Source organism: Microbulbifer maximicatervae (SeqCode) (assembly GCF_052467385.1).
Genome location: NZ_CP174311.1, coordinates 2,638,411 through 2,651,223 on the forward strand (window position 1 = coordinate 2,638,411; position 12,813 = coordinate 2,651,223).

General features: G+C 51.3%; 11 protein-coding genes. 3 read left to right on the forward strand and 8 right to left on the reverse strand.

The genetic code is table 11. The annotated features are described in order from the left end of the window. Window positions 1-14 precede the first annotated feature (14 nt). The 7 genes from murB to ACJJIR_RS11100 all read right to left on the reverse strand — a co-directional run bounded on the left by murB (window position 15) and on the right by ACJJIR_RS11100 (window position 8,507). Complete coding sequence (murB, locus tag ACJJIR_RS11070; protein WP_444905362.1) at window positions 15-1,031, reverse strand: UDP-N-acetylmuramate dehydrogenase; 1,017 nt, start codon at window positions 1,029-1,031, stop codon at window positions 15-17. Between the two features lie 11 nt (window positions 1,032-1,042). Next, window positions 1,043-1,810 carry a 3-deoxy-manno-octulosonate cytidylyltransferase gene (kdsB, locus tag ACJJIR_RS11075; protein WP_444905363.1) on the reverse strand — a complete coding sequence of 256 codons (768 nt, stop codon included), beginning with the start codon at window positions 1,808-1,810 and terminating at the stop codon, window positions 1,043-1,045. Further along, entirely contained in the window at window positions 1,800-2,834 is a 1,035-nt protein-coding gene (gene lpxK / locus ACJJIR_RS11080) for a tetraacyldisaccharide 4'-kinase (RefSeq protein WP_444905364.1), read from the reverse strand. Before lpxK ends, kdsB begins: the two co-directional genes overlap by 11 nt. Window positions 2,835-2,843: 9 nt before the next feature. Then, window positions 2,844-4,673, reverse strand: coding sequence for a lipid A export permease/ATP-binding protein MsbA (gene msbA / locus ACJJIR_RS11085; RefSeq protein ID WP_444905365.1), 1,830 nt, complete (start codon window positions 4,671-4,673; stop codon window positions 2,844-2,846). Between the two features lie 83 nt (window positions 4,674-4,756). Then, the gene (locus ACJJIR_RS11090; protein ID WP_413665668.1) at window positions 4,757-5,176 is read right to left on the reverse strand and encodes an ExbD/TolR family protein; all 420 of its coding nucleotides are present in this window, start codon (window positions 5,174-5,176) and stop codon (window positions 4,757-4,759) included. A gap of 14 nt (window positions 5,177-5,190) precedes the next feature. Further along, the gene (locus ACJJIR_RS11095) at window positions 5,191-5,814 is read right to left on the reverse strand and encodes a MotA/TolQ/ExbB proton channel family protein (protein WP_413665667.1); all 624 of its coding nucleotides are present in this window, start codon (window positions 5,812-5,814) and stop codon (window positions 5,191-5,193) included. 113 nt (window positions 5,815-5,927) lie between these two features. Then, complete coding sequence (locus ACJJIR_RS11100) at window positions 5,928-8,507, reverse strand: DNA internalization-related competence protein ComEC/Rec2 (protein ID WP_444905366.1); 2,580 nt, start codon at window positions 8,505-8,507, stop codon at window positions 5,928-5,930. 270 nt (window positions 8,508-8,777) lie between these two features. Here ACJJIR_RS11100 and ACJJIR_RS11105 point away from each other — a divergent pair, with 270 nt between their 5' ends. After that, on the forward strand, window positions 8,778-9,716 hold the full coding sequence (locus ACJJIR_RS11105; protein ID WP_444905367.1) for a porin: 939 nt from the start codon (window positions 8,778-8,780) through the stop codon (window positions 9,714-9,716). Window positions 9,717-9,836: 120 nt separating this feature from the next. Here the strand turns inward: ACJJIR_RS11105 and ACJJIR_RS11110 are convergent, their stop codons facing one another. Next, a complete protein-coding gene (locus ACJJIR_RS11110) occupies window positions 9,837-11,321 on the reverse strand; it encodes a bifunctional 2-methylcitrate dehydratase/aconitate hydratase (RefSeq protein WP_444905368.1) in 1,485 nt (494 codons plus the stop codon). A 158-nt stretch (window positions 11,322-11,479) separates the two neighbouring features. Between ACJJIR_RS11110 and ACJJIR_RS11115 the strand changes: the two genes are divergently transcribed. After that, window positions 11,480-12,103, forward strand: a complete 624-nt coding sequence (locus tag ACJJIR_RS11115) for a Crp/Fnr family transcriptional regulator (protein ID WP_444897170.1) — start codon at window positions 11,480-11,482, stop codon at window positions 12,101-12,103. 87 nt (window positions 12,104-12,190) lie between these two features. Continuing rightward, window positions 12,191-12,760, forward strand: coding sequence for a cytochrome P460 family protein (locus tag ACJJIR_RS11120; RefSeq protein WP_444905369.1), 570 nt, complete (start codon window positions 12,191-12,193; stop codon window positions 12,758-12,760). Window positions 12,761-12,813: the final 53 nt, after the last annotated feature.

Here is a 12,813-nt window from a genome sequence, read left to right on the forward strand (position 1 = left end):
CAATCATAAATGGATTAAGGGTAATAGCGCGGCTCAGGCTCCAAGGTAACACCAAACTTAGCCTGCACATCAGAAGCGATAGCGCGAGCCAACCTTGTCACTTCATCACCTCGGCCCCGGCCGGGATTAACCAAAACCAATGCCTGCTGGTGGTGAACTCCAACCGCTTCTTGCCGCCTACCCCGCCAACCAGCGCGATCAATTAGCCAGCCCGCAGCCAGTTTCCAACCTTTACCACTGGCATAAGCTACTAAATCGGGATGTTCCGATTTTAGGTTGTGGTAAATGTCCGCATTCACCACAGGGTTTTTGAAGAAGCTCCCCGCGTTGGGAATTTGATCGGGGAGCGGCAATTTACTGTTACGAATATCGATAACCGCAGCGGCAATTTGCGCGGGTGTTAAGGAGCCACAGTCCCATCCTTGCTGGTCAATAAATTGCTGCAGTGCCGGGTAAGCTACCTTGGGCTGCCAATCTTGCGCAAGGCGAAGATTAACCTGGGTAATAATAAATTGATCGCGCAACTGCCCTTTAAACACACTGTCCCGGTAATCAAACTCACAGTCCGACACGGAAAAGTTATGTAGTGCACCGGTAGAAATTTCCATGGCCTGCAAACTGTAAAAACAGTCGCGCAACTCTACACCATAGGCGCCTATATTTTGGATTGGGGCTGCACCCACTTTACCTGGAATCAGCGCGAGGTTTTCCAAGCCTCCAATACCCTGCTCGACAGTAGACATAACCAGCTGGTGCCACCCCTCGCCGGCCGCCGCCTCAATCGTACCGCCACGACCATTGGGAGCAATTGTTAGCCCTCGCAGCCCCACCTGAATGGCAAGCCCGGGAAAGTCTCCCGTTAATACGATATTACTGCCTCCACCCAAGGGCAGAATCGGCAAACGCTTCTGCTGCGCAAAGCTCAAAGCCTCACGCAATTCATCCAGGGTTTCCACTCGCGCAAAAAAAGCCGTGTTGGCTGAAATCGCCAGAGTATTGTGGGGCTGTAAATCGATATTGGCTTCAATCATTAGGTTCTACATCAGGCCAGGGTTTCTCGCATACGCTGAAGATCCTGCTCAGTATCTACGCCACCGGGCACTTCTGCGCAGGCATCCGCTACGTGAATCTCTTGATCGTGGTAAAGAAAACGCAGCTGCTCCAGAGCCTCGAACTTTTCTAGCGGGGCCATAGGCCAGGAGACAAACTGGCGCAATAGCGCAACACGATAAGCATAGATACCAATGTGGCGACGAGGTTCCAAGCCCCTTGGCAGTTCACTGCTATCCATCGCAAAGGCATCTCTGGGCCATGGGATTGGCGCTCGTGAAAAATACCTGGCCAACCCGGACTCTGTTGTCACTACCTTGACGATATTCGGGTTGCGAAAATCCTCCACTGAGGTGATGGGTTCCGCCAGGGTTGCAACGCCGGCTCGCTTGCTAGCCGCCAGGTTTTCAGCCACTTGATTTATCACCTCGGCGGGTATCAAGGGTTCATCGCCCTGCACATTGACCAAAATGCGGTCCTCGGCAAGGCCCAAGTTCTGAGCCACCTCCTGCAGTCGGTCAGTTCCCGAGGCATGCTCGGCAGATGTCATACACACCTCGGCGCCGAAGCCGTGGGCCACCTCCGCTACACGCATATCATCGGTGGCGATAACCACCCTCTGAGCATCGCTCTCACGGGCACGCAAATAAACATGCTCCACCATCGGCTTGCCGCCGATATCAGCCAAGGGCTTGCCTGGCAGGCGGCTCGAGCCATAGCGTGCGGGAATAATGACGTCGAAAGAAGAGTTACTTTTCATTTTCACTAAATTGTTGCAAGTGCTTGTGTACTTTTTGATAAAAAAGGTCTGGCAGCTTGGCCCGCACCTCGAGCGCCCACCAGTGACTCTCCCAGAAATCACGACATTTCACCGCATCTTTCATGGTCATAATCACTGGGGTTTCTCCATCGAAATGCAGTTCCTGGGGGCTGAATTGATGATGATCGTCAAAAGGTTGCTCTGTCACCTCGAACCCTAGCGCTTGCAGTGACCGGAAAAACCGCTTGGGATTACCGATCGCCGCCACCCCGTGGCAAGGCCCCACCTCAGGCCCTGACGGCAGGCGCAATGTGGAGGTTTGATCGAGGTTAAACTGGTGCCAACAGGAAGGCTCGAGCGTCATTTCAAACTCTAAAAGCCCACCGCACTTATCCCTGACTTTGGCTTCTGGCTCTCCATTACTAACCAGCATGTCGACGCTTTGCAGGCGTGTCACCGGTTCCCTCAGAGGCCCTCTGGGCAGCATATGGCCATTGCCCAAACCGCGATGACCATCAACTACACAAATTTCATAGCTGCGCCACAAACTATAGTGCTGCAGCCCATCGTCAGACAAAATAACATCGCACTGGTGATAGTCGATCAGGGCCTGCGCCGCCTCGGTGCGATTAGGGGAAACCATCACCGGCACACCAGTGATCAAGTGCAGCATCAGCGGCTCATCCCCGGACTCCAGGGGATGGGATTGGGCAGTCACCTGATAAGGATATTTTTCTGCACGACCACCATAGCCACGGCTGATAATCCCCGGATTGCGACCCCGCTCCTTTAGCCAGCGAGCCAGCTCCGCCACCAATGGCGTTTTACCCGCACCGCCAACGGTGATATTACCGATGACGATGACAGGAACTGATAAAGGCTCCGGCGGAGTTCGAGAACTCATTACCCGGCGCCGCTTGCTCACCCCCCCATAGAGTAATTCCAGCGGAGTGAGCAGGGAGAGCGAGCGACCTTCACCCTTTTCGGGGTACCAGCGTTTGTTAAACCAGTCTTCCAGTGACATCCAGGTGCCCTACCCCATTGTTTGCTGCTGTAACAGAGATGCGTATCTACCACCCTGGGCGAGCAGCTCTGCGTGATTCCCGCTCTCGACAATTCGACCTTTTTCCATCACCAGAATGCGATCGGCATTCTCGATCGTACTCAGGCGATGGGCGATAACAAACGTAGTGCGGTTTTTCATGACTTCAGCCAGAGCCGCCTGAATATGGCGCTCCGATTCATTATCCAGTGCTGAGGTGGCCTCATCCAAGATCAGTATGGGCGCATCCTTAAGCAGGGCACGGGCAATAGACAAGCGCTGGCGCTGGCCGCCGGAGAGCATCTGCGCATTATCCCCCAGAACCGTATTCGCCCCCTCAGGCAGTTCTTCAATAAATTGAGCTGCATGTGCCTGCTCCATAGCACGCAGAACATTTTCCTTGGGTGCATGCTCTAATTCACCGTAGGCAATATTGCGATATACAGTGTCGTTAAACAGCACGATATTTTGGGAAACCATACTGATATGGCGGCGCAACTCTTTAAGTGGCACCTTGGATATATCAGCCCCATCGACCAGGATACGTCCACCTGTCGGCTCGTAAAACCTAGCCAGCAGACTTACCAGCGTGCTCTTGCCGGAGCCAGATGCACCCACCAGGGCTACCGTTTCTCCAGGATTTACCTCGAAACTGATGTCGCAGAGTACTTTGGGTGCTGCCGGGTCATAGCTAAACTCAAGCCCTTCAAAAGCTACTGTGCCATTCACTGGCTTAGGTAGCTGAGCTTCACCATCCTGAGGTTCTCTGGGAGCATCCATTACCTCGAAGATACTCTCCGCTGCCGCAATACCCTTCTGGATATCGGCAAAAATTTCGGAAAGGCTGCGCACCGGCTTGGCCAGGGATGCAGCCGCACCAATGTAGGCGGCAAAAACCCCAGCAGTCATGGACTCAACCATACCCGGTGCCAGAGCCAGCCAGACAATAGTTGCAGTAGACAAACCAACCAGTATCTGAATCACAGAAACACTGGCATTGTTTGCTACTACGAGCTTCATAAACTGCCGACGGTTATTGTCGCTGGCAGAGAGGAAACGGGATTTCTCGTAATCCTGCCCCCCATACATCCGCACCACTTGATAGCCATTGATCGCCTCCTGAGTGACATGGGTAACGTCACCCATGGAATTCTGGATACGATGGCTTAATTTGCGGAAACGCTTACCCACGATGCGCACAATAAAGGCGATCAAAGGGGCAAAAAGGAAGAAGGTTAAAGTCAGCTTCCAGTTCACCAGTAACAGGTAGGTCAAGAGACCGATTACCGTAAACGACTCCCGGAAGAGCACCTTCACCGCCTTGGTGATGGAGTTGGTTACCTGCTCAACATTGTATGAAACCTTTGAGATCAGGTAAGCGCCGGTATAGCGGTCAAAATAGGAGCTGGGAAGCTGGCCAATTCTCTCAAATAGCTGTGTTCGCAACTCATGGATCACTGCACGGCCCACATAGGCTAAACCATAGCTGCCGACAAAATTGCCAATAGCCCTAAGGACAATAATCAGCAACATTGCGAGCGGTACAAGCCAACGAGCAGTCTCCTGGGGCATTACTCCGTCGGGGTAATAGGATGCTACAAACTTTGAGAGAAACCCGCGACTCTCTTGGATACCTGCCCCCACTGCATCGAGCAACAGCTCAGTCACAGCAATCAGGCTAACACCCATGATCGAAAACAGGAAGAAGCCCAGTACCGCAACCCCGAAAATCGCCATGTGCGGGCGGGCATAAGTGAGCAATCGACGGTAAGTTTCCGCCCCATTTTGCGGTTTGCTGGGAGGCGCTTTTACTTTCTTCATACAGACCAATGAATGGACTCGCCCCAACTGGGGCGAGTGGGCACAGAAACCGAAGGTAAGTCAGCTCCCTACAGGGTTCCGCGCTAGTTTTCTTCCGGCTGCCGTGTAGTAATGCTTAGGTTGACAAAGCCTAGCTGTCCAGCGGCATCCATTGCCCGAACCACGGCTTGGTGATGAGCGGTGGCGTCGGCGGTTATCACAAGCGGGCGATTGTACTCGCCTGCGGAAACTTCCGACAGCGCAGATTTGAGGGTGTTGATCTTCTTATTGATCAAAGCTTGTCCATCTATTGAATAAGAACCATCAGCACTGATCAAAATCTCTACAGATTTAGGTTGGTCAACAGACTGAGGACCTGCTGCTTCAGGCAGGTTCAGCTTAAGATGGCTTTCCTTGGTGAAGGTTGTAGACACCATAAAGAAAATCAACAGCAGGAATACCACATCGATAAGTGGTGTCAGGTTAACCCCTTCCTGCTCTGTGGCTTGGCGGCGGAATTGCATGCTTGCTACCCCGCTCAGGCCGCATCTTCGATTTTACGATCGCTGTGCAGAGCATCCACAAGCTTGACAGCTTCCTGCTCCATTGCCACAACAATCGTGTCAACGCGACGCTGGAAGTATCTGTGTGCCATTAACGCAGGAATAGCGACAGTCAGGCCAGCGGCAGTGGTGATCAATGCCTGGCTAATACCACCGGCCAGTACGCCTGCATTACCGGTACCTTCCACCATAATCGCGGTAAAGACCTGGATCATACCGATCACAGTACCCAGCAAACCAATCAGCGGTGCTACGGCAGCAATCGTGCCCAGAGCACCCAGGAATCGCTCCAGTTCATGCACAACCTGGCTGGCAGTTTCCTCGATGCTATCTTTCATTACTTCGCGACCGTGGCGGGAATTGGACAGGCCCGCAGCAAAAATTTTTCCCAGTGGGCTGGAGTCGCGCAGCTCCTTCAATTTTTCCGCATTGACCTGGTTATTTTTAAGCCAGCCCCATACCTCACCTAATAAAGTACGTGGTGCAATATGCTGCGAGTGCAAAGTCCAGAAACGCTCGACACAAATAGCAATAACCGCTACAGAGCAAAACAGGATTGGCCACATCAGCAGGCCGCCGGATTTTATTATCTCAAACACTTTCTTAGCCCCAGAAAACCAGAGGGAATTTTTGGAAAATTATTACTGCGTCCTCGACGCAGAGCAGCACTTTATCACAGCTGGTGCCGGCGGCTAAGTCCTCCCACGCATCCTTATTCCCTGTTGTGACTCGCATACCAAAACCGTGGTGCCAAACGAGCCTGTAAAATTTGCGGCTCTTGATCTCCAGCTCGCCAGAAAAATTCTACCGCTCCGCTCTCCGCAGTACTGAAAATACTGGCACCGAAGTTTTGGTAGCGCTTCACAACATCGGTGTGAGGGTGGCCAAAGTGGTGACGGAAACCGGCACTAAATACAACCCGTTTAGGCCTGGCCCACTCGAGCAAAGCGGCCGATGAGGAAGAGCGGGAACCGTGATGAGGCGCAATCAGTACGTCAACAGCGGGAAATTGTGGATACATTTTAGACAGTTGATATTCAACCTTACGACTGATATCCCCAGTAAGCAGTAAACGCACCCCCTGCCATTCAGCCAAAATTACACAGCTGTGATCGTTCTCCTCACCATCCAGTAATTCCTCTCCCTGTGCCGTTAAGGAAGGCCATAACCATCGAAATGATATATCTCCCAGTTGCTCTTCCGTTCCTGCCCGACACTGCTCAGTAATCGTGGTTGCCGATAGTGGTAAATTGCTAGCTAAAGTCCCTGGGGCATAGAGCTTTTTTGCTTCAATGTTTCTAAGTAAACCCGCCACGCCGCCGGCATGATCCCTATCTCCATGACTGACGATTAGTACATCGAGTTCACTACCCCCGCTACTCATCAAGTAGGGAGCCACTATCGAACCTCCCGCGCTCCAGCCCGAGGGGATTGAAGGCCCTGCGTCGTAAACAATACGACTTTTTCCAGTGCTGATAACTACTGACAACCCCTGACCAACATCCAGCACTGATAACTTCAAACGCTCATCTGCCGGCGCCAATGTAGAAAGCCAGGGCTGAGCAACTGGAAGAAAAAATAACCAGCCTAACTTGCGTCCTGGCAACCCTTTAGGCAGCAAAAGTAGCACCGCGCCAAGCCCAGCGATGACTATCACCAATGCAGTGGAGGCAATCGCAAAACCACGGAACCCCGGTATCGAATGATCGACAATATCGAGCGCAGTCATCAGCAGATCCAATTGCCAACCTGCAAACTGCAGCAGCCAAACACCCAGCTGAGTATCAATAAATACAGCACCTAACATAAGTGATGGCAAAATAGACAGGCCCATCCAGGGAATCGCTACAAGATTGACCAATACACCTGAAAGGCTAAAGCCAGAAAAATATATTATCGATGGGATAAACAGGCCAATTGCAATCAGCCACTGGCTTCGCAACAGCTGCCATAACGATAACTGGGAAAATCGGTGCTGCCATGAGGTTACAGCACCAGGGGCCTCAGCCTTCGGCCTCCATTGCGGCTCTCGACTTAAGCTAATTCGCCCACTGAACCCCAAAAGCAGACTGCCGACGGCCACAAAGGACAACCAAAAACCAGCACTGTAAAAAGCCAGTGGCTGCAGGGTAAGCACTATTGCCAGAGCCAATGAAAAAGCAAAACCCGCTCCCAGTCTGCGCCGCCAGTGCCAACCCAGTAATAGCACCCAGGTCATTACAAGCGCCCGTTGTGCGGATAGAGGAACGCCGGCGATCAAGGTATAAACAAGGCTCGCCACCAAGGCGAGTCCTATCGCAATACCAAAACGGCTGGTGCCCGTAAAAAGCCCAATCCCTTTTGCCAGTACGGTGCCCATCAACAAAATACAACCGGCCACCATGCCCACATGTAAGCCGGATATGGCAATAAGGTGGCCCGTACTTGTCCTTTTAAGCAGGTCGGTATCACCTTCGCTCAACTGACTGCGATCTCCTAGTAATAACGCCGCTATCAGGTCCGGTCGCTGGATCGGTAACTGACTAATTTGGGAGCGCAATTCATCCCTTAGCTCGATAATGCCATTCCCCTGCCCCAGCCACTGAGGAGGATAATCGCGGGGGCGAACATACCCTGTTGCCGTAATCCCCTCTCGCAAAAGCCAGCCTTCATAGTCGAATGTATGTGGATTCACACTTCCCCTAGGGCTTCTCAATCGCACAGGCAATATCCATTGAGAGCCACCCCGCAGACGAGCTAGAGCCTCACCGTCAACTCGGTACCAGGTTAGGTTGAGAAGGCTACCGATAGATAGCTCTGGCGGTGCTAACTGGCCACCCTCTTCACCTAAAGAACTGAAAACAATATCCACAACTCGAGCGCGAAAACGCACCGTTTGTAATTCTGAACTAGCGCCAAACCCTCCCCCCTCAGTTAATTCAGGCAGCGAGACCAGGTTCAACTGAAGTACAAAGTCCGCACCATGTGCACCGAGGGGGAGCCGGCGATCCAGCGATGATTCATGAGAGTGGAGTGCCCAGGTCGCACCAATAAAGGAGAGAAAGATCAGAGCAAGGGGGCGCCAGCGGCGTATTACCACCCAGGCAAACAAAGCTACAGAGAGATACAGTGCCCACAGAGTGCTTTCAGCGGGTAATCGGGCAGAACAACCCACCGCGATAATAGAAAGCGAGTAGACCCAAAGGTATGTGCTGGGCCCCGTGTAGCCGAGAATGCCTCTCGCCTTAGCCAGCAGGCGAAAAAGCCCGTGAATTCGCCCCCCCAAATTCGATAACTCCATCCGCAGCGCCATCCCTTACACCGCCCTTTTTGTTCAACTATTGACCACCTCTACTCAAATCAACGATGATTGCGGCCCGCCGCTTGAAGCGCCTAAAACCTCACTACAACTAGCTTACCTGCCATTCGTAGCACCGACCAGTCACATATTTTTAAGAAAAATGCCATTTTTAACATGTTTGTAATATTCAAAACGCAGAATCCGCACCAAATCGAAAGGCAGCCAACTAGGACGACACGGAAGGCACCTTTCACCCAAAACCATAAACTGTGCGAGACGATTATGAATAAGACCGCTCTCTCTCTGGCCATCGTTGCCATGGTACCTGCTCTGGCCAACGCCCAAGATGAAGGCGATGTACTCGACTTTTACGGCAAAGCCAATGTCACTTTCCAGGCAGCCGACGAAGGTGACGATTCCGTCACTGACGTTCAGAGCAACGCTTCCCGCCTGGGCGTTAAGGGCGAAATCGCCCTGACTGAAGGCGTTAAAGGTATCTACCGTATGGAATACGAAGTAGATATGGACGGTGACGCTGACGATACTTTCTCCCAGCGCAACATCTACGCTGGCCTGGAAGGCGGCTTCGGCCAGGTAATCGCTGGTAAATTCGATACTCCCTTGAAGGTTGCCCAGAAGAAAGTTGACCTGTTCAACGACCTCGAAGGCGACATCAAGAGCCTGATCACCAACAGCGATAACCGCGAAGAAGACGCGCTTCAATACACTACCCCTTCTTTCGGTGGCTTCAAAGCTTCCGCTGCTTTCATCAGCAACAAAGAAGAAGTTATTGACGACGTAACGGGTGAAGAGCGCAACAACGGCGTATCCATGTCTGTCGCCTACGATAACAACGGGGTTTACCTGGCCTACGCTATGGACCAGGACGTTGAGGGTCAGGACGTTGACGTTCATCGTTTCGTGGCCCAGTACAACATCGGCCCCGTACAGGTAGGCGCCCTGTTCGAAGAGCAAGACGCTGACGCCGGCGACTCTGTTGATGGCTGGATGAGTTCTGTTGCTTACAAGCTGGACCAATGGACCCTGAAAGCCCAGTATGGCCAGTCTGACATCAAGGAAGAAGGCGGTGAGACTTTCAGCCTGGGCGCAGACTACAAATTCAACAGTGCAGCCAAAATTTTCGGCTTCTACACCGATGAAACTGCTGACGACGACTACGATCGCAGCTACGCCGGTGTTGGTGTTGAATACAAGTTCTAATCATTCCTGAGGTGCGGCGATCCAATTTGGGAAGTGCGATTCTGTCGCATTGGGAAGATTGAGCAGTGAAAAAGGCGGCCTATGGCCGCCTTTTTCACTCTGGAGTTTCCTGAGGAGCCTCTAAATAACCAATAGATCCATAAAGCGATTAACTGACAACTGCTTTAATCCATGAAGATCATTAATAGCTGCAAAAATTTTGTTAGCCCGCCCTTGTGGGAATCGCGTAGCTAAATTATTACGGAACTTATCTTCCAATAACGGAATCCCCTCCCGTCGGCGACGGCGGTGTCCCATCGGATATTCAACTTCAATCTTTTCTGATGCGTCACCACTTTTAAAGAATACTTGTACCGCACTGGCTATAGAACGCTTATCTGGGTCTAAATAATCTTTTGAGTAACCTTTATCTTCTATCACTTCAATCTTGTCCCGCAAGATATCGATCTCTTTGTGCTCACGATGAAAATCATCTTCATAAAAACCTGGCTGTAAATCACCAAAAATGAGCGCCACTGCAACAATATATTGCAAACAGTGATCACGATCTGCCGGATTATTTAATGGACCTGATTTAGTGATGATGCGAAGGGCTGATTCATGTGTGGTCACTACGACCTTAGTAATGTTATCGATACGGTCTACAACCTGTGGGTGTAAAATAATTGCCGCCTCACAAGCTGTTTGACCGTGAAACTCAGCCGGATAAGAAATTTTGAATAGGATATTCTCCATGACATAGGAGCCAAAACTTCTAGGGAACTGAAAACTGCGCTCTGAAGGTGGTTTCAATTGCTGCTCAGCATTCGTCTTGCTAAAAAGGACATCATAAAAACCCCATTGCTGTGCCGTAAGTACTCCGGGCACCCCCATTTCTCCACTTATCGCCAAATCAGCCAAGCGAACCCCACGGGAACTGGCATCACCTGCAGCCCAGGACTTGCGTGATCCAGTATTCGGGGAATGCCTATAGGTCCGCAAAGCTCCACCATCCGCCCACGCCTGAGACACCGCGGCCATTATTTCCTCCCGCCCAGCACCTTTAAGCCAGGCAGCCACAGCGGCAGAAGCAACCCGCACCAGTAGTACATGATCGAGCCCAACCCGGTTGAAACTGTTAGACAATGCCAAGACACCTTGAATCTCGTAGGCCTTGACCATTGCTTCGAGTACCGTGCCCATTTTTATTGGGCTTTCCCCCTTAGCTAATTGGCCTTGCGATAAGTAGTCACAAACAGCCAATATTGCCCCAAGATTGTCAGAGGGGTGCCCCCATTCAGCCGCCAACCAAGTGTCGTTATAATCGAGCCATCGAATTGTACAGCCGATATCCCATGCGGCTTTTATCGGGTCCAAGCAAAACCGGGTGCCAGGTACTCGGACCCCATTCGGCACCCAGGTCCCCTCCACCCAGGGCCCCAACAACTTTGTACATTCAGGAAAGCTCAGCGCCAAAAAGGCACACCCCAAGGAATCCATCAGGCTAAATCGAGCTGTTTCCCAGGCATCACTGGAACCCACTTTGAAATGAAGCACATAATCTGCAATATCCTGTATCACCTGATCGTAATCGGGGCGGATATTCTGAGCGGAGTCAGCAATCATGATTGAATAGCCCGTGAAAGTGTCGGAGGGCAAAACAGATGGAGTAAGGTTAGCTGCTCCCTAAACTTCAAATAGATAAACAAACGACCGAAGAATTCTATATTGTTAGGAATCTCTGAAAGCAGGAATCAACCCACTTGCAACGAACTAGCGACCCAATGAAAAAACTTCGATTCCTCAAAGAAACGGTATTATTCCGACAAGGGGATTCTGGTCCCCAGATTTATTTTATTCATGCCGGCTACGTCCTTATCCAAAAAGTGGACTACTGTGGCAACCTAGCCATTGTCGATCTCTATGGGCCCGGATCATGGTTTGGACCAGGTCTAACTGGGAAAAACCTGGACCTTCAAGCAACCGCCAAATCCGGCAGTGAACTGGAAGTTACTTCCGCTCAACATCTAAGCGCCATGATGGAGCGCCATTCACAGACCCACGATGGGCTGTTGCAACAACTAGCCACAAGGGAGTCTCAACTTCAGCAGCGTCTTTTCCTCCACATCACCGCCCCCTTACCGGTCCGGTTGGCCAACTTGTTAGCTCAGCTATTTAATTACCGGGGGCAAGCCTGTGGCCATGGACATCAACTCGACATCAAGTTGACCCAATCCGAATTGGCCGCCATGGCCGGTGGAAGCAGGCAAACGGTCAGCCAGCTCCTTAAACAATGGAAGTCTGATGGAGTTATCGACTATACGCGCCAATATATCTGCCTTCTCGATCAAACCGCGTTAAACAGCCTGGCAGAAAACCAAATATATGCGCCAGTGTCAGCCAGCTGACAGTTTTACCCTTCCCGCCTTCATATACTTTCCAGCAGCTGAAACCCGGGGATAGCTCTCCCACATCAACAGCAATGGAAAAGGATTATGCGCAGCGCCTACTTATTTACCTCTTTAGTTCTGACACTCGTATTGGGTATTTCTGCAAAGGCCGATGAAAACCTCAATTTAACCTATAAAAGTATGGTTGATAGCCAGGGGAATATTACTTTGCCGGATAATTACCGTCGGGAATGGGTCTTCCTGGGCTCCTATCAGGTAAAGTCCTCGAGTGGCGATGGATGGGATACTCATAATGTCTATACCCAACCCCAGGCAGTCGAAGGGTATCGCAAAAATGGGAAGTTTCCCGATGGGACAGTTTTGGTAAAGGATGTTAATAGCACCCAATCGGAGCCCTTAACCACAGGGTTGGCTTATTACTCCTCAGACCTTCAATTCACTTTTATGATGGTAAAGGACGATAAAAACCGCTTCCCAGAAAACCCGGCTTGGGCCGAAGGCTGGGGATGGGCTCTATTTAAGCCAGGAATAGCTAAAAGTGAAACCAAAACCTGGAAAGGCAGCGGGCTTAACAACTGTTTTGGATGCCACCTACCAGCCAAGAATAATGACTGGGTATACACACAAGGTTATCAACAGGTCCTACAGAACTAAAAAGTAAACAGCAAAAATCAGAGGTTAGAGGTCTATTATTCGGCTAGAGTAAC

Excerpts from the sequence above, each read along its gene's own strand:
- ACJJIR_RS11120 (WP_444905369.1), top strand. The coding sequence starts at position 12,191 with ATGCGCAGCGCCTACTTATTTACCTCTTTAGTTCTGACACTCGTATTG.
- ACJJIR_RS11100 (WP_444905366.1), bottom strand. The coding sequence starts at position 8,507 with ATGGCGCTGCGGATGGAGTTATCGAATTTGGGGGGGCGAATTCACGGG.
- ACJJIR_RS11090 (WP_413665668.1), bottom strand. The coding sequence starts at position 5,176 with ATGCAATTCCGCCGCCAAGCCACAGAGCAGGAAGGGGTTAACCTGACA.
- lpxK (WP_444905364.1), bottom strand. The coding sequence starts at position 2,834 with ATGTCACTGGAAGACTGGTTTAACAAACGCTGGTACCCCGAAAAGGGT.
- kdsB (WP_444905363.1), bottom strand. The coding sequence starts at position 1,810 with ATGAAAAGTAACTCTTCTTTCGACGTCATTATTCCCGCACGCTATGGC.
- ACJJIR_RS11115 (WP_444897170.1), top strand. The coding sequence starts at position 11,480 with ATGAAAAAACTTCGATTCCTCAAAGAAACGGTATTATTCCGACAAGGG.
- ACJJIR_RS11110 (WP_444905368.1), bottom strand. The coding sequence starts at position 11,321 with ATGATTGCTGACTCCGCTCAGAATATCCGCCCCGATTACGATCAGGTG.
- msbA (WP_444905365.1), bottom strand. The coding sequence starts at position 4,673 with ATGAAGAAAGTAAAAGCGCCTCCCAGCAAACCGCAAAATGGGGCGGAA.
- murB (WP_444905362.1), bottom strand. The coding sequence starts at position 1,031 with ATGATTGAAGCCAATATCGATTTACAGCCCCACAATACTCTGGCGATT.
- ACJJIR_RS11105 (WP_444905367.1), top strand. The coding sequence starts at position 8,778 with ATGAATAAGACCGCTCTCTCTCTGGCCATCGTTGCCATGGTACCTGCT.